The 19,385-nt window shown below is 63.8% G+C and carries 20 protein-coding genes; 4 read left to right on the top strand and 16 right to left on the bottom strand.

Going from position 1 to position 19,385, the window contains the following annotated elements:
• The first annotated feature begins 104 nt into the window (after window positions 1–104).
• Window positions 105–1,772, top strand: a complete 1,668-nt coding sequence (locus IE083_RS00240; RefSeq protein WP_189351635.1) for a SulP family inorganic anion transporter — start codon at window positions 105–107, stop codon at window positions 1,770–1,772.
• Window positions 1,773–1,878: 106 nt separating this feature from the next.
• Here IE083_RS00240 and nagZ read toward each other — a convergent pair whose 3' ends face one another.
• From nagZ to rpoE, 16 genes are all read right to left on the bottom strand, one after another.
• Window positions 1,879–2,967: a beta-N-acetylhexosaminidase gene (gene nagZ / locus IE083_RS00235; RefSeq protein ID WP_189351634.1), complete on the bottom strand. Its 1,089-nt coding sequence runs from the start codon at window positions 2,965–2,967 to the stop codon at window positions 1,879–1,881.
• A gap of 13 nt (window positions 2,968–2,980) precedes the next feature.
• Complete coding sequence (acpS, locus tag IE083_RS00230) at window positions 2,981–3,376, bottom strand: holo-ACP synthase (RefSeq protein WP_189351633.1); 396 nt, start codon at window positions 3,374–3,376, stop codon at window positions 2,981–2,983.
• Window positions 3,376–4,110, bottom strand: coding sequence for a pyridoxine 5'-phosphate synthase (gene pdxJ / locus IE083_RS00225; protein ID WP_189351632.1), 735 nt, complete (start codon window positions 4,108–4,110; stop codon window positions 3,376–3,378). The genes acpS and pdxJ overlap by 1 nt, the downstream gene beginning before the upstream one ends.
• A 25-nt stretch (window positions 4,111–4,135) precedes the next feature.
• Window positions 4,136–4,864 (bottom strand): DNA repair protein RecO, encoded by a 729-nt coding sequence (recO, locus tag IE083_RS00220; RefSeq protein WP_229799513.1) that lies wholly within the window; start codon window positions 4,862–4,864, stop codon window positions 4,136–4,138.
• Window positions 4,845–5,201, bottom strand: coding sequence for an antibiotic biosynthesis monooxygenase family protein (locus IE083_RS00215; protein ID WP_189351630.1), 357 nt, complete (start codon window positions 5,199–5,201; stop codon window positions 4,845–4,847). The genes recO and IE083_RS00215 overlap by 20 nt, the downstream gene beginning before the upstream one ends.
• A 21-nt stretch (window positions 5,202–5,222) precedes the next feature.
• Window positions 5,223–6,113 carry a GTPase Era gene (gene era, locus IE083_RS00210; protein WP_189351629.1) on the bottom strand — a complete coding sequence of 297 codons (891 nt, stop codon included), beginning with the start codon at window positions 6,111–6,113 and terminating at the stop codon, window positions 5,223–5,225.
• A gap of 3 nt (window positions 6,114–6,116) precedes the next feature.
• Entirely contained in the window at window positions 6,117–6,821 is a 705-nt protein-coding gene (gene rnc / locus IE083_RS00205; RefSeq protein ID WP_189351628.1) for a ribonuclease III, read from the bottom strand.
• 5 nt (window positions 6,822–6,826) lie between these two features.
• The gene (locus IE083_RS00200) at window positions 6,827–7,195 is read right to left on the bottom strand and encodes a DUF4845 domain-containing protein (RefSeq protein ID WP_189351627.1); all 369 of its coding nucleotides are present in this window, start codon (window positions 7,193–7,195) and stop codon (window positions 6,827–6,829) included.
• Window positions 7,196–7,215: 20 nt separating this feature from the next.
• A complete protein-coding gene (gene lepB / locus IE083_RS00195; RefSeq protein ID WP_189351626.1) occupies window positions 7,216–8,178 on the bottom strand; it encodes a signal peptidase I in 963 nt (320 codons plus the stop codon).
• A complete protein-coding gene (gene lepA, locus IE083_RS00190; RefSeq protein ID WP_189351625.1) occupies window positions 8,179–9,972 on the bottom strand; it encodes a translation elongation factor 4 in 1,794 nt (597 codons plus the stop codon).
• Window positions 9,973–10,035: 63 nt separating this feature from the next.
• Window positions 10,036–10,290 (bottom strand): glutaredoxin family protein, encoded by a 255-nt coding sequence (locus IE083_RS00185; RefSeq protein WP_047966275.1) that lies wholly within the window; start codon window positions 10,288–10,290, stop codon window positions 10,036–10,038.
• Entirely contained in the window at window positions 10,287–11,702 is a 1,416-nt protein-coding gene (locus tag IE083_RS00180) for a DegQ family serine endoprotease (RefSeq protein ID WP_189351624.1), read from the bottom strand. The genes IE083_RS00185 and IE083_RS00180 overlap by 4 nt, the downstream gene beginning before the upstream one ends.
• Window positions 11,703–11,704: 2 nt before the next feature.
• Window positions 11,705–12,157 (bottom strand): SoxR reducing system RseC family protein, encoded by a 453-nt coding sequence (locus IE083_RS00175; protein WP_189351623.1) that lies wholly within the window; start codon window positions 12,155–12,157, stop codon window positions 11,705–11,707.
• 2 nt (window positions 12,158–12,159) lie between these two features.
• Entirely contained in the window at window positions 12,160–13,107 is a 948-nt protein-coding gene (locus tag IE083_RS00170) for a MucB/RseB C-terminal domain-containing protein (protein WP_189351622.1), read from the bottom strand.
• The gene (locus IE083_RS00165; RefSeq protein WP_189351621.1) at window positions 13,107–13,601 is read right to left on the bottom strand and encodes a sigma-E factor negative regulatory protein; all 495 of its coding nucleotides are present in this window, start codon (window positions 13,599–13,601) and stop codon (window positions 13,107–13,109) included. The genes IE083_RS00170 and IE083_RS00165 overlap by 1 nt, the downstream gene beginning before the upstream one ends.
• A gap of 7 nt (window positions 13,602–13,608) precedes the next feature.
• Window positions 13,609–14,208 carry an RNA polymerase sigma factor RpoE gene (gene rpoE / locus IE083_RS00160; RefSeq protein WP_047966280.1) on the bottom strand — a complete coding sequence of 200 codons (600 nt, stop codon included), beginning with the start codon at window positions 14,206–14,208 and terminating at the stop codon, window positions 13,609–13,611.
• A 255-nt stretch (window positions 14,209–14,463) separates the two neighbouring features.
• Between rpoE and prpB the strand changes: the two genes are divergently transcribed.
• The 3 genes from prpB (at window position 14,464) to acnD (ending at window position 19,342) form a co-directional block, all read left to right on the top strand.
• Window positions 14,464–15,342 carry a methylisocitrate lyase gene (prpB, locus tag IE083_RS00155; protein WP_189351620.1) on the top strand — a complete coding sequence of 293 codons (879 nt, stop codon included), beginning with the start codon at window positions 14,464–14,466 and terminating at the stop codon, window positions 15,340–15,342.
• Window positions 15,343–15,477: 135 nt separating this feature from the next.
• Window positions 15,478–16,626, top strand: coding sequence for a bifunctional 2-methylcitrate synthase/citrate synthase (gene prpC / locus IE083_RS00150; protein WP_189351619.1), 1,149 nt, complete (start codon window positions 15,478–15,480; stop codon window positions 16,624–16,626).
• 115 nt (window positions 16,627–16,741) lie between these two features.
• Window positions 16,742–19,342, top strand: a complete 2,601-nt coding sequence (acnD, locus tag IE083_RS00145; protein WP_189351618.1) for a Fe/S-dependent 2-methylisocitrate dehydratase AcnD — start codon at window positions 16,742–16,744, stop codon at window positions 19,340–19,342.
• Window positions 19,343–19,385: the final 43 nt, after the last annotated feature.

The following is a 19,385-nucleotide window of genomic DNA, read 5'->3' as shown; positions in this document are numbered from 1 at the left end:
CGGCAAATTCAAGACGCTCCGGCGGCATACTTGCATAAAACCCTTGAGCGACACCGGGGTTTTTACTAGGCTGTGACTCTCCAGTTGCCAGCCGAGCCCACCCTATGCCTCCCCCCCGCTTTCACCCCGCCCTGCTGCACACCCTGCGCCACTACGACAAGAGCACCTTGCGCCAGGACGTGCTGGCCGGCATTACCGTCGGCATCGTCGCACTGCCGCTGGCGATGGCGTTTGCCATTGCCAGCGGTGTACCGCCACAGGCCGGCATTTTCACTGCCGTCATCGCCGGTTTCCTGACCTCGCTGCTGGGCGGCAGCAAGACATCGGTCAGCGGCCCGACCGGCGCCTTCATCGTCATCATCTACGGCATCGTGGTCAAATACGGCATTGCCAACCTGATCATCTGCACCTTCATGGCCGGCGCGATGCTGGTACTGATGGGGCTGCTGCGCCTGGGACAGGTGATCAAATTCTTTCCGATGCCGCTGATTACCGGCTTCACCAACGGCATCGCGGTGCTGATCCTGCTCACCCAGCTGAAGGACTTCTTCGGCCTGCCGATCGGCAGCATGCCCAGCGGTTTCTTTGCCGTTGTCGATATCCTGCGCCACACCATCAACCAGCTCGACCCGCTGACACTGGCAGTTTCCGCCGCCTCGCTGCTGCTGATCCTGCTGTGGCCGAAATCACTGAACCGGAAGCTGCCGGGACCATTCGTAGCACTGGTGCTGGCCACGCTGACCGTCAGCCTGTTCTCGCTGCCGCTGGCCACCATCGGCAGCAAGTTCGGCGGCATTCCGCAAGGACTGCCCGAGCTACACGGCCTGGCTTTTGATCCGGAACACCTGTCCGACCTGCTGGCCCCGGCCTTCACCATCGCCCTGCTCGGCGCCATCGAATCGCTGCTCTGCGCCGTGGTTGCCGACAACCTGACCGGCGACAAGCACGACGCCAACCAGGAGCTGATCGCACAGGGCATCGCCAACATGGTGGTGCCGTTCTTCGGCGGCATCCCGGCCACCGGCGCTATCGCCCGCACCGCCACCAGCATCAACAACGGCGGCAAGACCCCGGTTTCCGGCATCGTGCACGCACTGTTCCTGCTGCTGGTAATCCTGATCGCGGCACCGCTGGCGGCCTACATCCCGCTGGCAGTGCTGGCCGCCATCCTGATCGCGGTCGCCATCAAGATGGGGGACTGGGACATCCGCAAGGCGGCACAGTTTCCGAAGCGCGACACGCTGGTACTGGCAGTGACCTTCATATTGACCGTCGTGTTCGACCTTACCATCGCGGTGCAGATCGGACTGATGATCGCAGCGGTATTCTTCATCCAGCGCATGGCCGGCAGCACCAGCGTGCAGGAGTTGAGGGCTGAGCATCAGCAGCTGTACGAACGCCATTCCATTGCCGGCAAATACATTCCCGATGGCTGTATCGCCTACCGTATCGAGGGCGCACTGTTTTTTGGCGCCACCGACCGCATCGAGGCCATCGCCAATGCCCGCCCCGAAGCGCGGGTGATCATCCTGCAACTGCACCGGCTGGTGATGCTGGACACCACCGGCCTGCTGGCGCTGTCGGCGCTGAACCGGCACCTGAAGGCACAGGGGCGTACCCTGATCCTGTGCGGTGCCGGCACCGAGGTGATGCAGATGCTGAAGCAGGCACGCCTTGCCAGCGAGATGGGCAGCCGCAACATCCAGCCCGATCTGACCACTGCACTGCAGCATGCGGAAGAAGTGCTCACCGCCGGCGTGGTGTGGGCCTGAGCTGCGATGCCTCGACGCGCCGCGCCACAATCGGCGTAACCGTAAAGCAGACGTGAAAAGGGGCAGCCATCCGGCTGCCCTTGTCGCTTGCTGTGGACGGATTAACTCAGCAGGCCTCGCCCACTGCCGGCCCGGCCAATGCATCCTTGGGCATGCTCAGCTGCCGCACCGCCGCGCGCGCCTGCGCGAAGCCGTCGGAGGCCAGCAGCGCCTGCCAGTCCGCCTGCGCGCCCTGCCCGGCCATCTTCTGCAACCGTGCGGCCAACCTTGCAATCTGCGGATCGGCCAGTTCGGCCAGCAGCAGGTCGGCCAGATCCGGACGGTTGCACACCAGGGCCATGTCGCAACCGGCGTCAAAGGCAGCACGGGCACGCTCGACGATATTGCCGACGCCGGCGGCGCCTTCCATGGTCAGGTCGTCGGAGAAGATCACGCCGTCGAAGCCCAGCTCACCGCGCAGGATGTCCTGCAACCAGCGCCGCGAGAAGCCGGCCGGTTGCGCGTCCACCGCCGGATAGACCACGTGTGCCGGCATCACCGAGGCCATGCCGGCCGTCGCCAGCCGCGCAAACGGCTGCAGGTCGTCGGCCTGCAGTTGCGCCAGCGTCCGCTCATCGACCGGAATCACGTGATGGCTGTCGCCCTCGACAAAACCGTGGCCGGGGAAATGCTTGCCGCAGGTGGCCATGCCGCCGCCGGCCAGACCCTGCTGCAGTGCCAGCGCCAGCTCCGCCACCACTTGCGGGTCGCGGTGGAAGCTGCGGTTGCCGATCACCGCACACTGCCCCCAGTCCAGGTCCAGCACCGGGGTGAAGCTGAGGTCGATGCCGCAGGCACGCAGCTCGGCGGCCAGCACGTAGCCGACCTGGCACGTCAATTCCGCCGCCTTGTCGGCGTTGACATCCCACGCCTCGCCCAGCACCCGCATCGGCGGCAGGCGGGTGAAGCCGTCGATGAAGCGCTGCACGCGGCCGCCTTCGTGATCGACGGCGATCAGCAGCTGCGGCTCGCGCAGCGCGCGGATCTCGGCGGTCAGCGCCTGCAGCTGTTCTATGTTCTGGAAATTGCGGCGGAACAGGATCACGCCGCCGATCAGCGGGTGGCACAGCCGTTCGCGCTCGGCAGCGGTCAGGGTAAAGGCCGCGACGTCGATCATCACCGGGCCGCGGGGCAATTGCAGGGGAAGCTTGTTCATGGAGTGGACGCCATCAAGGGTTGGCCGCAAGCGCGCTTTCGCAGACCACGAAAGCGAACGCGTGTTGTTGTTCATCGCTGATCGACAGGTGCACCGCACAGATGCCGCACTGGTGCAGAAAGGCCTGCAGCGGATCGGAAAAGGCAAACATCGGCTTGCCCAGCGCATCGTGCACCACGGCGATCGCGGTCAGCAGCACCGGCGCGCGCACGCCGGTACCCAGCGCCTTGCCCAGTGCCTCCTTGGCGGCGAAGCGCTTGGCAAGAAAACGTGCCGGCTGTTTCGCCTGCGCCAGCTCGGCCCGCTCGGATTCGGCCAGCAAACGTTGGCCGCAACGCAGGCCATGCCGCACCAGCAGCGCGTCGAAGCGCTCGATGCGCGCCATGTCGGTGCCGATGCCGTAAATCATTACAGTCCCTGACGACCTTCGATCATCAGCGCCTTCATCTGGCGCACCGCCTCGGCAAAGCTGACAAACAGCGCGTGACTGACCAGCGCGTGGCCGATGTTCAGCTCGGCGATCTCCTCGATCGCGGCGATCGGCTTGACGTTGTGGTAGTTGAGGCCGTGGCCGGCATTGACCACCATGCCGAGATGGCTGCCGAACACCGCCGCCTCGCGGATGCGCGCCAGTTCGGCCTGCTGCTCGTCATGCTTGAAATCGGCGTGGGCGTAGGCGCCGGTGTGCAGCTCGATCACGCGGGCGCCGGCATCGAACGCGGCCTGGATCTGCTCGCGGTCGGGGTCGATGAAGATCGACACCCGGCTGCCGGCTGCCGTCAGCTGGCGGGTGAAGTCGCGCACCTGGTCAAAGTAGCGGATCACGTCGAGGCCGCCCTCGGTAGTGACTTCCTCGCGTTTTTCCGGCACCAGGCACACGTCTTCCGGCTGCACCCGCAGCGCGTTGGCCAGCATCTCGTCGGTCAGCGCCATTTCCAGGTTCATGCGCGTCTTGATCACGCGGCGCATGGTGTCGACATCGTGGTCCTGGATATGGCGGCGATCTTCACGCAGATGCAGCGTGATCAGGTCGGCACCGCTGGATTCGGCCACCAGCGCCGCTTCGATCGGGCTGGGGAAACGGGTACCGCGTGCCTGGCGCAGCGTCGCCACATGATCAATGTTCACACCTAGCAGTATCATTCTGTATCTCCGGCAAGGCGCGCCGTCAGTCGGACAGCGCGTAGAGGGTAGTCAGCAGTTCGCGCGAAGCCAGCGGCTCCGGGCCCAGCAATTCATCCAGCAACAGCCGCAACAGCAGGCGCGCTTCGCGCCGGGTTTGCGGCTGCTCGAAATCGGCGGCGGCCAGCGCCAGCAAGGTGGCGCCACTGACGTTGGCCGCACCGCGCGGCGCCTGTTCACTGTCGGTCGGCTCCGGCGCGGCGCCGAAGCGGCACAGGTAGCGCGCCTGCGGCACGATGGCCTGCGCCAGGTGATCCTGCGTCAGTGCCGGCGCGTAGCCCAGCTCTTCCAGCAGCGCCAGCTCGAAGCGGCGCAGCACGATGGCGGTTTGCGCATGGTCGACCAGGCTGCGCACCGCGCGATCGTACAGCTTGAACAGCGCCGGCGACGGGTCGTCGCGGGCCGCGAGGCGCAGCACCAGCTCGTTGAGATAGAAACCGGTCACCAGCCGCGCACCAGCAAACTGCGGCACACCGCCGCGCCAGTCGGCGGTGTGCAGGGTGCGCAATTCGCCCTTGCCGAACCAGGCCAGCTGCAAGGGCTGGAACGGCAGCAACAGCCCGCGCAAGTCGGAGCGTGGCCGCCGCGCACCGCGCGCCACCAGCGTGAAACGGCCGTAATCGCGGGTCAGCACTTCCACCAGCAGGCTGGTCTCGCGGTAGGGCTGGGTGTGCAGCACGTAGGCCGGCTGGCGATCAACCCGGCCCTGCTGCATCCGTCCCCGCCTGCGGCTTGCGCCAGCTGTGCACGCGGCCAACCTGCGCCACGCGCAGCTCGAAGCCGGCATACCACTGCGCAAAGCCCTGCCGCTGCGCCAGCTGGTGCTCGCTATTGGCCTTCCACGCCGCGATGGCCGCTTCGCTGTCCCAGTACGACACGGTGATGCCGAAGCCATCGGCATCGCGCACGCTTTCCACGCCGAGAAAACCGGGCTGCTCGGCCGCCAGTTCGACCATGCGCTCGCCCATGTCGGCGTAGCCCTCATCGACCGCGCTGCGCTGGCTGCTAAAAATCACCGCCCAGTAGGGCGGTGTCGGGGTACGGGCAAACATGCGGCCAACCTTTGCTCAGTCTCAGCTCAGGCCGAAATCGCGCAGGAAGCGCACATCGTCAGCCCAGCCGGATTTCACCTTCACCCACACCTCGAGGAACACCTTGCAGTCAAACAACTGCTCCATGTCGAGACGGGCCTCGGTAGAAATCTTCTTCAGTTTCTCGCCGCCACGACCGATCACGATCGGCTTCTGCCCTTCCTTGTCCACCAGGATGGCGACGTGGATACGGAACATGTGACCGTCGACCTCGAACGCCTCGACTTCCACGTTCATCTCGTACGGCAGTTCTTCACCCAGGTAGCGGAACAGCTTTTCGCGCACGATCTCGGCGGCAAGGAAGCGCTGGCTCTTGTCGGTGATCATGTCCTCCGGATACAGCGGCACCGAGGCCGGCAGATGCGGGCGCACCTTGTCCAGCAGCTCGGCCAGACGCTGGCCGTGCTTGGCGCTGACCACTTCGGCATCGGCGAATTCGAACTCCTCGCGCACCTGCTGGATAAAGGCGTTCAGCATCAGGCTGTCCTTGGCCTTGTCGACCTTGTTCAGCACCAGAATCACCGGCGTGTTCTTGGGCAGCAGCGCCATCACTTCGCGGTCGGCGTTGGACAGTCGCATCGCCTCCAGCACGAACAGCACACAATCGACGCTGCCAAGGGTGTCCTTCACCGACTGGTTCAGCGTGGCGTTGAGCGCGCCCTTGTGAAAGGTCTGAAAACCGGGGGTATCGACGAACACGAACTGCGCGTTCGGCTCGGTATGGATGCCGTTGACGCGGTGGCGCGTGGTCTGCGCCTTCTTCGAGGTAATGCTGATCTTCTGGCCGATGAGATGGTTCATCAGCGTGGATTTGCCCACATTGGGGCGGCCGACGATGGCGACAAAGCCACAGCGGAAATCGGTATCGGTCATGGCTTATTTCTTGCCTGCGGCAAAGTGTTGTTCAAGCAGCAGCAGCGCCGCATCGGCCGCCTGCTGCTCTGCCCCGCGGCGGCTGACGCCGTCACCGGTGGTGATGATGTCCAACTCGGCCAGATCGCACTGTACGCGGAAGCTCTGCTCGTGCGCTTCGCCGCTCTGCGACAGGATGCTGTAGCGTGGCAGTGACAGCCGGCGCGCCTGCAGCGCTTCCTGCAGCCGGGTCTTGGCATCCTTGGCGTGCTTGCTGGGGTCGATGGCGGCCACGCGCTCCTGGTACAGGCGGCGTACCACCCGCTCCGCCGCCATGAAGTCGGTATCGAAGCTGATGGCAGCAAAGATGGCCTCCACCGCATCGGCCAGGATCGACGGCCGGTTGAAGCCGCCGCTCTTCAGCTCGCCCTCGCCCAGGTACAGGTAGTCGCCCAGCTTCAGCTGCTGCGCGATCTCGGCCAGCGTGCTCTGGTTCACCAGGTTGGCGCGCAGGCGCGACAGTTCGCCTTCCGACAGTTTCGGAAAGTGATCGAACAGCATCCTGGCGACGGTGTAGTTGAGAATGCTGTCGCCAACAAACTCGAAGCGTTCGTTGTTCGGCGCACCGAAGCTGCGATGGGTTACCGCCTGACGCAGCAATTCGAAGCGGCTAAAAGAATAATCCAGCGCCGTACACAGGCGCCGGAAACGTTGATCAGACTGATTCACTGTATTTAGGGATTCGATTCCAGGACAGGGGTACCTGCCTCATGTTCAAAAGAAAGGATCAGGCCGAGATGGTCGACCAGCGGCACTTCGCGGCGATAGCGCACGCCGATGCCGACCGTGGTCGGTGTCGTCAGGATCAGCAGGTCTTCCGGCCTGATCGAGGCGATGCCCTGCACCGTGGTGCGGTTCCTGAATTCGCGACGCAGCTCTCCTTCGGTTTTTCCCGGGGTCACCACCATTTCGTCGATCGTCTTCTTGATCGCAAAATACTCGGTATACACCGGCAGCAGCTTGAAGAAGCCCAGCAGCACCACCGACAACACGATGGCCAGCGCCAGCACCACCAACAGGGAAAAACCACGTTGCTGCTTCATAGCATGCTCCTGCATCCGGATTAATGGATGGATTTGCCGATACGCGAGAAATCGCCCAGGTTCAGCCAGATCAGGAACGCCTTACCCACCAGCAGACGGTCCTCGACAAAGCCCCAGTAGCGGCTGTCTTCACTGTTGTCGCGGTTGTCGCCCATCATGAAATAGTGTCCCTGCGGCACCTTGCAGCGGAAACCGTCGTCACGGTATTCGCAGTTTTCGCGCCGCGCGAAGGAACGCACGCCGGCCGGGTTGTAAACCGGCGCCTCCGGGATGACCAGCGTATCGTAGCTGACCTTGCCCAGGGTTTCGGTATAGCGCTGGTTCTGCACCAGCATCAAGCCCTGCTCCAGGTAGCTGTGCTCGCCGGCGCTCAGGCGCGGCAGCGGCTTGCCATTCACCGATAGCTGCTTGTTGTGGTATTCCACCGTATCGCCCGGCAAGCCGATGGCGCGCTTGATGAAGCTGACCTTCTCGTTTTCGGGATAGGTAAACACCACCACGTCGCCATGCTCGACCGTGCCGACCGGCACGAACACCTTGTTCAGCACCGGCACGCGCAGGCCGTAGCCGAACTTGTTGACCAGAATGAAGTCACCCACCACCAGTCCCGGGCGCATTGAGCTGGACGGGATCTGGAACGGTTCCACCACGAAGGCACGCAGCAGGAACACCACCGCGATCACCGGGAAGAAGCCGCGCGGGAAGTCGATGTAGTGCGGCACCACCACGCCCGGCTGCCGGCGCTTGGCCAGCACCAGCTTGTCGAACAGCCACACGCCGCCGGTCACCACCACCACAAGCAGCATCACCGCAGTGAAGCTCATGTGGTCGGAGAGCAGGCCGAAGGCCCCGCCCAGAATCGCCAGATAGCCCCACTCGATGGATGACGCGTGGCTACCGTCTTCCCGCTTGCCGCCAAAAGCGATCAGCATCACGCCGACCGCCAGCAGCACCATCCACACCCAGAACAGGTTTGCCCCCATTTACTTGTCCCCGACTTGCAAGATTGCGAGGAAGGCTTCCTGTGGAATCTCCACGTTGCCGACCTGCTTCATCCGCTTTTTACCGGCCTTCTGCTTTTCCAGCAGCTTTTTCTTGCGGGTGATATCACCACCGTAGCACTTGGCCAGCACGTTCTTGCGCAGCGCCTTCACCGTCTCGCGGGCGATGATGTGACCGCCGATCGCCGCCTGCACCGCGATGTCGAACATCTGGCGCGGAATCAGCTCGCGCATCTTCGACACCAGTTCGCGACCGCGGTACACGCTGGTGGCGCGGTGCACGATCAGGCTCAGCGCATCGACCTTTTCGCTGTTGACCAGTACGTCCAGCTTCACCAGATCGGAAGACTGGAACTCCTTGAACTCGTAGTCCAGCGAGGCATAGCCACGGCTGGTGGATTTGAGCTTGTCGAAGAAGTCCATCACCACTTCGTTCATCGGCAGGTCGTAGGTCAGCATCACCTGGCGGCCCATGTATTGCATATTGCGCTGCACGCCGCGCTTGTTGTTGCACAGTGTCATTACCGAGCCGACATAGTCCTGCGGCACCAGGATGGTGGCGGTGATGATGGGTTCGCGCAGCTCTTCGTACTTGCCCGCTTCCGGCATCTTCGACGGGTTGGACACCACTTCCACCGTGCCGTCCTTCATCACCACTTCGTAGTTCACCGTTGGCGCGGTGGTGATCAGGTCCATGTCGAACTCGCGTTCGAGACGTTCCTGCACGATTTCCAGGTGCAAGAGGCCGAGGAAGCCGCAGCGGAAGCCGAAGCCCAGCGCCTGCGACACTTCCGGCTCGTACTTCAGCGAGGCGTCGTTCAGCTGCAGCTTCTCCAGCGCATCGCGCAGCGCTTCGTAGTCGTGGCTTTCCACCGGATACAGGCCGGCGAATACCTGCGACTGCACCTCCTTGAAGCCCGGCAGCGGCTCGGCCGCCGGCCTTGCGGCCAACGTGATGGTGTCGCCAACCTTGGCCGATTTCAGTTCCTTGATGCCGGCAATGACAAAGCCCACTTCGCCGGCGTTCAGGCTCTGGCGCTGTACCGATTTCGGCGTGAATACACCGACCTGTTCGCATAGATGCTCGGCCTGGGTGGCCATGAACTTGATCTTGTCTTTCGGCTTCAGCTGGCCGTCGATCACGCGCACCAGCATCACCACGCCGACGTAGTTGTCGAACCACGAGTCGATGATCAGCGCCTTCAGCGGGCCGTCCGGGTTGCCTTCCGGTGGCGGGATCTTGCTGACCACGGTTTCCAGGATATCCTCGATACCGATGCCGGACTTGGCCGAGGCACGCACCGCATCCACCGCCTCAATGCCGATGATGTCCTCGATTTCCTGGCTGACGCGGTCCGGATCGGCCGCCGGCAAGTCGATCTTGTTCAGTACCGGCACCACTTCCACCCCCAGCTCGATGGCGGTATAGCAGTTGGCCACGGTCTGCGCCTCGACGCCCTGCGAGGCATCGACCACCAGCAGCGCACCTTCGCAAGCGGACAGCGAGCGCGACACTTCGTAGGAGAAGTCGACATGTCCCGGGGTGTCGATCAGGTTCAGGTTGTAGACCTGGCCGTCGCGTGCCTTGTAGGTCAGCGCGGCGGTCTGCGCCTTGATGGTGATGCCGCGCTCTTTTTCGATGTCCATCGAATCGAGCACCTGCGCGCTCATTTCACGCATTTCCAGGCCGCCGCAATACTGGATAAAGCGGTCGGCCAGGGTCGATTTGCCATGGTCAATATGGGCAATGATCGAGAAATTTCGGATATTTTTCATCAGAATCCAGCAAAAATTAAGGGCACTGGTTTGTGCCCTTGATAACTCACACTGGCGCGGATTTTAGCCGATTTCGCCTGGCTGTGCAGCCAATCGTGCAAGCAGCCGCGGCAGGTCGAGATGCCAGTGGCAGATTTCGGTCGCCCCTTCCATCAATACCGGCACCAGCTCGTTGTATTTTTCTTCCAGCAGCGGATCGGCATCGACATCGACGACGTCCAGCGCAAAGCCGTATTGCTGCTGCAGCGGTTGCAGCTGTGCCAGCATGTCGTGGCACAGGCTGCAGTATTCGCGGAAATAGAGTGTCAGCTGCCTCATTGCGCTTTTTTCTCTGGCACCAGTGCCACGAACAGCGGATTGCCCTGTCGCAACAGCCGCATCGGCAGCGCCTGCCCTGCCGGCGTCGCCGCGATGGCATCCTGCAGCTGCTTGACGCTGCCCAGCTCGGCACCGGCAACACCGATGATCACGTCACCGACCACGATGCCGGCACGCTGTGCCGGGCCCTCGACCTTGCGCACCTGCAGCCCGAACTTGACGCCCAGCTGCTGTGCCAGCTGCGGCGCCAGCAACTGCACCGACAGGCCGGTGCGGTTCATCGCGTCACCGTCCTGCTGCTGGTGACCGTGATAGGCACGCTCGGCGGTGCGCGGGTCCTCTTCCTGCAGCGCAACGGTCAACACCGTCACCCGCGACAACGCACGGTTGCGCCACACGCCCAGCTCCACGCGCGAGCCCGGCTTGATCGCGCCAAGCAAGCGCGGCAGGTCGGCCGAGGCCTGCACATTCTCGCGGTTGACGCTCAGCACCACGTCACCGGCACGCAGGCCGGCCAGTTCCGCCGGGCCGCCCTTCTCCACCGAGTTGATCAGCGCGCCCTGCGGCTCTTTCAGGCCGAACGACGCGGCCAGTTCGCGCGTCAGCTCCTGGATGCTGACCCCAAGGCGGCTGCGGTTGACCTTGCCGTCCTTTTTCAGCTGCTCGGCGATATTCAGCGCGACATCGATCGGGATGGCGAAGGAAATCCCCATGAAACCGCCGGAGCGGCTGTAGATCTGCGAATTGATGCCGACCACCTCGCCGTCCAGATTGAACAGCGGGCCGCCGGAGTTGCCCGGATTGATCGCGGCGTCGGTCTGGATGAAGGGCACATAGCTCTCATCCGGCAGCTGGCGCCCCTTGGCCGAGACGATGCCGGAGGTCACCGTGCTCTCGAAGCCGAATGGCGAGCCGATCGCCAGCACCCACTCGCCGACCTTCAGCCTGTCCGACTTGCCGAGTTTAACCGTCGGCAGGTTGGCCGCATCGACCTTCAGCAGCGCGACATCGGTACGCGCGTCGGAGCCGATCAGGCGCGCCTTCAGCTCGCGCTTGTCACTGAGAGTGACGATCATCTCGTCCGCCTCGGCCACTACGTGGGCATTGGTCAGGATGTAGCCGTCGGCCGACAGGATGAAACCGGAGCCGAGGCCGCCGGTGCGGTACTCACGCAGCTGCGGCGGGGCAAAACGGCGGAAGAACTCGGCAAACGGGTCGTTCTGCATTGCTTCCGGAATCTGGCGCACCATTTCGCGCACCGTCTGCACGGTACGGATGTTCACCACCGCGCGGCCGTGCTGCTCGACCAGCTGGGTGAAGTCGGGCAATACCTGCGGCGCCGCCAGTGCGGGCACCGAGGCGCCCAGTGCGGCCAACATGGCAGAACACAGGATCAGTTTCTTGAACGGCATGTTTATCTTTTCTCCTGGATGATCAGAGACGGATCGACCCGGCGCACGATGCTGGGCATGAACAAGTGCCGGGAGGCCACGACTGCGGCATAACGTTTGACCCACCACAAGGTCAGGGCAAACAGGGAAAAAGCCAAGAGCACCGACTGCAACTCGCCCAGCGCCCGCCCCAGCACCGCCCCCGCCAGCAGCGCCAGCAAGGGCAGACCATACAGCAGACCGGTCGACACCAGCAGCGCACGCTCATGCACGGCGACGATCACCTTGTCGCCTGCACCGGCTGCAGCCGGGTTGCGCACGCGAAACAGCGGCTCACGCAGCACGAACATCCGCGCCAGCGACAGCGAACGGCAGCCGTGCACCGGATCGCACTGCCCGCACGGGGAATGTGGCGTTGGCCGCACCATGGCTTCGCCGCCATGACAGGACACCACTTGGGCTTCGGTTTCCAGCATGTTTATTTCTTGATCACGCGCACGGTGTTGATCATGTTTTCCAGGCCCTGCTCCGGCAGATCGCCAACCACGGTCAGCACTTGGTTGCCGAGGCGGCGCGATGCCAGCCCCAGTCCGCCGGGGCCGATCACGACCGGACGCGAGTCCGCCTCGCCCTTGCCGGATTCGATAAACAGCGACAGTTTGGCCAGGCCATCGGTATAGACAAAGTGTGACACCGGAGAATCATGCCCCGGCAGTTGGCGTGTTGCATAGCGCAGCAGGCGGAAGCCGGCCGGCATGCCGTGTATCTCGAAATCAGCCGACACCACCTCCTGCGGTGCGCTGACCGCAGCCCCCAGTGCCAGACTATGCTTGAAGCGCGGCCGCAACAGGGCCCGGTCTTTCGGATTGCCCAGCGTCAGATCGCTGAAAGCAAACTGCTCGATTACCGCACCCTTGGCGTCGTGGGTCACCGCCTTCAGCGGCAAGGTGCTGGCCGCGTCCACGCACACTTTCAGGCCATAGCGCAGGTTGGCTTCCTTCGGCGTCAGCAACAGCCACTGGCAGTCGCGACGCGCGACACGGTCCAGCTTGCCGCGGCTCAGCACGTAGGCCGGCCTCAGGTCTTGCGAACGCTCCGGCAGGATCGCAGGAAACAGCTTGATGGCATTGACCTTGGCCGCGCCCAGCGCCTTGGCATCCGGGGCGTAGCAGGTCAGCTCGTTGTCGTCGCGCACCAGCTCACGCGGCATGCCGTCCATCGACTCGCGCCGCTCGCGCACCACGCCGCCATCTTGTGCGCGATACAGGCGGAAGGTTTCCAGCTCGTCATCGACGTGATGGGTATAGCTGCCGCTCAGCGCCTGGTGACGGCCCGCCTGCGCGGCTTTTTGCAACAGATCCCAATCCGACTCCGCGGCCGCCAATAATGGAATGCCCAGCAACAGATAACCGGCAAACTTGACCATCAGCGCGCCACCCCCGACACCGGCTCTGCCAGATTGACACGCTCCAGTCCTTCGGCGGCCATCATGTCGCGATGGGCCTGCAAATAGGAATTGCGGGAGGAAACCTGCTCGGCCGACACCTGCACCGCGCCGCCCTGCGGCGTGGACACCGCCTGCGCCATCAGGCCCGGCACCGGCTCCGGCTGGTTCTGCCACACCGCCCAGCCGACCACTCCCGCCAGCGCAAAGGATGCCGCCATGGCGTAGCGCATCAGACCCCCCGTTCTGCGCGTGGGCTTGGGTGCCAGCACCGTCGGTTCCTGCTGCAGGGCCTGTCCGACTTCGGTGCGCACATCGACCGACAACAGCGCAGAGCCGCGAATTGCATCACCAATCAGATGGTATTCATTCCATGCCGCTTTCAACTCCGGATCAGCATCCAGCGCACGAATACACTGAGTGGAAGCCGCATCGTCCAGCTCCCCATCCATCAAGGAAGAAAGGTTTTGTTTCATAATCGGTTCACCATCTTTTGTTTTTTGCTGTATCCAGCAAGGGACGCAACTCTGCCGCGATCGCTTCGCGGGCGCGGAATATCCGCGACCGTACGGTACCGATTGGACAGTTCATGGCACTGGCAATTTCGTCATAGCTAAGACCTTCCATCTCGCGCAGCGAAATGGCCGTGCGCAACTCTTCCGGCAGCCGCTCCACCGCGGCATTGACCGCGGCGAGGATCTGCTGGTTCATCATCTCGGCTTCCGGCGTGTGGTAATCCGGCACCTGCGAAGCCATGTCCAGGCTCTCGCCGTCCTCGTCCTCGAACTCGGCACTGATTACCGGCCGGCGGCCGGCGGAAGTCAGAAAATTCTTGGCCGTATTGATACCGATACGATACAGCCAGGTATAAAACGCACTTTCGCCACGAAACGAAGGCAGTGCACGATAAGCCTTTACAAACGCTTCTTGTGTCACATCCTCGATATCCGCCGAATCCCGGATAAAGCGTGACAACAGGCGGGAAAGCCGTCGCTGGTACTTTGCCACCAACAAATCGAACGCACGCTTTTCACCACGCTGCGCACGCTCGACCAATTGCTGATCGATATCACGATCACTCATCGTTGCCGTTATCTCCCTGATTCGTCCTGCTTGTTTTTGTTGTGGCCAACGCCGGGCCAGCACAGGACAAAAACTGTGACCTGCCTTGTCCGGGATAAGTTCACCGTACAGGCCGTTGCACTTATAACAAAGCCGTCCACATCCGGCAAAGAAAGCACACAGAAATTCGTTTACTATTTTACCAAGCACTTGCTAGAATACAGACAACTACCGTTGGAACACAAAACATCCAAACCCGCAGACAGGAGAAAACCGATGACGACACCAGGCCAACGTTTCCGCGACGCCGTTGCCAACGAAAAACCTTTGCAGGTCGTCGGCGCCGTCAACGCCTACGCCGCCCGTCTGGCCGAGCACAGCGGCTTCAAGGCGCTGTACCTGTCTGGTGGCGGCGTCGCCGCCTGCTCCTGCGGCATCCCCGACCTCGGCATCACCACGCTGGAAGACGTGCTGATCGACGTGCGCCGCATCACCGACGCCACCGAGCTGCCGCTGCTGGTGGACATCGATACCGGCTGGGGTGGCGCCTTCAACATCGCCCGCGCCATCCGCAGCCTGGAGAAGGCCGGCGCCGCCGCGGTGCACATCGAAGACCAGGTGCAGCAGAAGCGCTGCGGCCACCGCCCGAACAAGGCCATCGTCAGCCAGGACGAGATGGTGGATCGCGTCAAGGCCGCCGTGGATGCACGCAAGCAAGACATGGTGATCATGGCCCGTACCGACGCGCTGGCGGTAGAAGGGCTGGATGCCGCCATCGAACGCGCGGTAGCCTGCGTGGAAGCCGGCGCCGACATGATCTTCCCGGAAGCGATTACCGACCTGGCCATGTACAAGCAGTTTGCCGAAGCGGTGAAAGTGCCGGTGCTGGCCAACATCACCGAATTCGGTTCCACCCCGCTGTACACCACCAAGGAGCTGGGTGCCAACGGCGTGAGCCTGGTGTTGTATCCGCTGTCCGCCTTCCGCGCCATGAGCCAGGCGGCGCTGGAAGTCTACGGCGCACTGCGCCGCGACGGCAGCCAGCAGAACGTGGTGGACAAGATGCAGACGCGCATGGACCTGTACCAGCACCTGGGCTATCACGATTACGAGCAGAAGCTGGACGCGCTGTTCGCCGAAGGCAAGAACAAGTAAGCGCTACGGGGTTGGCCGCAACACGCCACAACATACACAGAGAACCGTGCGGCCAACCTCACCCTCAGCAGCCATCGCGGCAACGCCGCAAAAGCATCGCCAGGCCGTGCACCGGCCCTACCTAGGAGAAACAACATGACTGAAGTGGTTCTGACCGGCAAGCCGAAGAAATCCGTTGCCCTGTCCGGCGTCGCCGCCGGCAACACCGAGCTGTGCACCGTTGGCCGCAGCGGCAACGACCTGCACTACCGCGGCTACGATATTCTGGACCTGGCCGCCGACACCGAATTCGAGGAAGTCGCCTACCTGCTGGTGCACGGCAAGCTGCCGAACAAGACCGAGCTGACCGGCTACAAGAAAAAACTGAAGAGCCTGCGCGGCCTGCCGGCATCGGTGAAGGCGACGCTGGAAGCGCTGCCGGCGGCATCGCACCCGATGGACGTGATGCGCAGCGGCGTGTCGGCGCTGGGCTGCACGCTGCCGGAGAAGGACGATCACGGCACCGCCGGCGCGCGTGACATCGCCGACCGACTGATGGCGAGCCTAGGCTCGATGCTGCTGTACTGGTACCACTTCAGCCACAACGGCAAGCGCATCGAAGTGGAAACTGACGACGACTCCATCGGCGGCCACTTCCTACACCTGCTGCACGGCGAGAAGCCATCCGAACAGTGGGTACGTGCCATGCACACCTCGCTGAATCTGTACGCCGAGCACGAGTTCAACGCCTCCACCTTTACCGCCCGCGTCATCGCCGGCACCGGCTCCGACATGTACAGCGCGATCACCGGCGCCATCGGCGCGCTGCGTGGCCCGAAACACGGCGGCGCCAACGAAGTGGCGTTTGAAGTGCAGAAGCGCTACGAGACCCCGGACGAAGCCGAGGCCGACATCAAGGCCCGCGTCGAGCGCAAGGAAGTGGTGATCGGCTTCGGTCACCCGGTGTACACCATCAGCGACCCGCGCAACAAGGTGATCAAGGAAGTGGCACGCGAACTGTCGCAGGCGGCTGGCGACAGCAAGATGTTCGACATCGCCGAACGCCTGGAAAGCGTGATGTGGGACATCAAGAAGATGTTCCCCAACCTGGACTGGTTCAGCGCGGTGAGCTATCACATGATGGGCGTGCCGACCGCTATGTTCACCCCGCTGTTCGTGATCGCCCGTACCAGCGGCTGGAGCGCACATGTGATCGAACAGCGCATCGACGGCAAGATCATCCGTCCGAGCGCCAACTACATCGGCCCGGAAGACCAGCCCTTCGTGCCACTGGCGCAGCGCTGATGCTTTACGCCCTGCCGGCAGCGACCGGCGGGGCGCTTACAACAGAACAGGAACGGCGCCATGCGGCCAACGTTGGCCGCAGGGCGAACTCCAACCTCACCCTCGTGCCCACGCCATGAATAGCCAATACCGCAAGCCGCTGCCCGGCACCCGCCTTGACTACTTTGACACCCGCGCCTCGGTGGATGCCATCGCGCCCGGCGCCTACGCCACCCTGCCCTACGTTTCCCGCGTGCTGGCCGAACAGCTGGTCCGCCGCTGCGAGCCGGCCCTGCTCACCGACGCGCTGACACAGCTGATCGAACGCCGCCAGGATCTGGATTTCCCGTGGTATCCGGCACGGGTGGTGTGCCACGACATCCTCGGCCAGACCGCACTGGTGGATCTGGCCGGCCTGCGCGACGCCATCGCCGACAAGGGCGGCGACCCGGCGCAGGTCAACCCGGTGGTACCGACGCAGCTGATCGTCGACCACTCGCTGGCGGTGGAATGCGGCGGCTTTGACCCTGAAGCGTTCGAGAAAAACCGCGCCATCGAAGACCGTCGCAACGAGGACCGCTTCCACTTCATCAACTGGACGCGCACCGCGTTCAAGAACGTGGACGTGATCCCGGCCGGCAACGGCATCATGCACCAGATCAACCTGGAGAAAATGTCGCCGGTGATCCAGGCGCGTGACGGCGTCGCCTTCCCCGACACCTGCGTCGGCACCGACAGTCACACCCCGCACGTGGACGCGCTGGGTGTGATCGCCATCGGCGTCGGCGGCCTGGAAGCCGAAACCGTGATGCTGGGCCTGCCGTCGATGATGCGTCTGCCGGACATCGTCGGCGTCAAGCTCACCGGCCAGCGCCAGAGCGGCATCACCGCCACCGACATCGTGCTGGCGCTGACCGAGTTCCTGCGCAAGGAGCGCGTGGTCGGCGCGTGGGTGGAGTTCTTCGGCGAAGGCGCCGACAGCCTGTCGATCGGCGACCGCGCCACCATCTCCAATATGTGCCCGGAGTACGGCGCCACCGCCGCCATGTTCTACATCGACGGCCAGACCATCGACTACCTGAAACTCACCGGCCGCGAGCCGGAACAGGTGGCGCTAGTGGAAAACTACGCCAGACTGACCGGCCTGTGGGCCGACGATCTGGCCAGCGCGCAGTACCCGCGCGCGCTGGAATTCGACCTATCCAGCGTGACCCGCAACATGGCCGGCCCGTCCAATCCGCACAAACGCCTGCCGACCTCGGCGCTGGCCGAGCGCGGCATTGCGGCCAACCTTGCCACCGCCCGCGAACAGGAAGCGCAAGGGCTGCTGCCGGACGGCGCGGTGATCATCGCCGCCATCACCAGCTGCACCAACACCAGCAACCCGCGCAACGTGGTCGCCGCCGCGCTGCTGGCCAAGAAAGCCAACCAGCTGGGCCTGACGCGCAAACCGTGGGTGAAGACCTCGTTCGCGCCCGGCTCCAAGGTGGCCAAGCTGTATCTGGAAGACGCCGGCCTGCTCGGCGAGCTGGAACAGCTGGGCTTCGGCATCGTCGGCTACGCCTGTACCACCTGTAACGGTATGTCCGGCGCGCTGGATCCAGCCATCCAGCAGGAGATTATCGAGCGCGACCTGTACGCCACCGCGGTGCTGTCCGGCAACCGCAACTTCGACGGCCGCATCCACCCGTACGCCAAGCAGGCCTTCCTCGCCTCGCCGCCACTGGTGGTCGCCTACGCCATCGCCGGCACCATGCGCTTTGACATCGAGCGTGACGTGCTGGGCGTGGTCGACGGCCGCGAAATCCGCCTGAAGGATCTGTGGCCGAGCGACGAGGAGATCGACGCCATCGTCGCCGCCAGCGTGAAGCCGGAACAGTTCAAGCAGATCTACATCCCGATGTTCGATCTGGGCACCGCCGAGCAGGCCAAGAGCCCACTGTACGACTGGCGCCCGCAGTCCACCTACATCCGCCGTCCGCCGTACTGGGAAGGCGCGCTGGCTGGTGAACGCACACTGAAGGGCATGCGCCCGCTGGCGCTCTTGCCGGACAACATCACCACCGACCACCTGTCGCCGTCCAACGCCATCCTGGCCAACAGCGCCGCCGGCGAATACCTGGCCAAGATGGGCCTGCCGGAGGAGGACTTCAACAGCTACGCCACCCACCGCGGCGACCACCTCACCGCGCAGCGCGCCACCTTCGCCAACCCGCAGCTGGTCAACGAGATGGCGGTAGTAAACGGTGAAGTGAAGAAAGGCTCGCTGGCCCGAGTCGAGCCGGATGGCCAGGTGATGCGCATGTGGGAAGCGATCGAGACCTATATGCAACGCAAGCAGCCGCTGATCATCGTCGCCGGCGCCGACTACGGCCAGGGCAGCTCGCGCGACTGGGCCGCCAAGGGCGTGCGACTGGCCGGGGTCGAGGCGATCGCCGCCGAGGGCTTCGAGCGCATCCACCGCACCAACCTGGTGGGCATGGGCGTGCTGCCGCTGGAGTTCAAGCCCGGCGTCAACCGCAAGACGCTGAACCTCGACGGCAGCGAGACCTACGACGTAGAGGGCGACATCGCGCCGCGCGGCGACCTGACGCTGGTGATCCACCGCAAGAACGGCGAGCGCGTGGCGGTGCCGATGACCTGCCGCCTGGACACCGCCGCCGAGGTGCGCGTCTACCAGGCCGGCGGCGTGCTGCAGCGCTTCGCCCAGGATTTCCTGGCCGGCCAGCCGGCTTGAGCATCAAGCGGCAGGCACCGTCCAGTGGTGCCTGCCACGTAAC

It is taken from the genome of Vogesella fluminis, from assembly GCF_014652335.1.
GTDB classification, from domain to species: Bacteria; Pseudomonadota; Gammaproteobacteria; order Burkholderiales; family Chromobacteriaceae; genus Vogesella; species Vogesella fluminis.
This window is presented reverse-complemented; position numbering and strand designations above follow the sequence as displayed.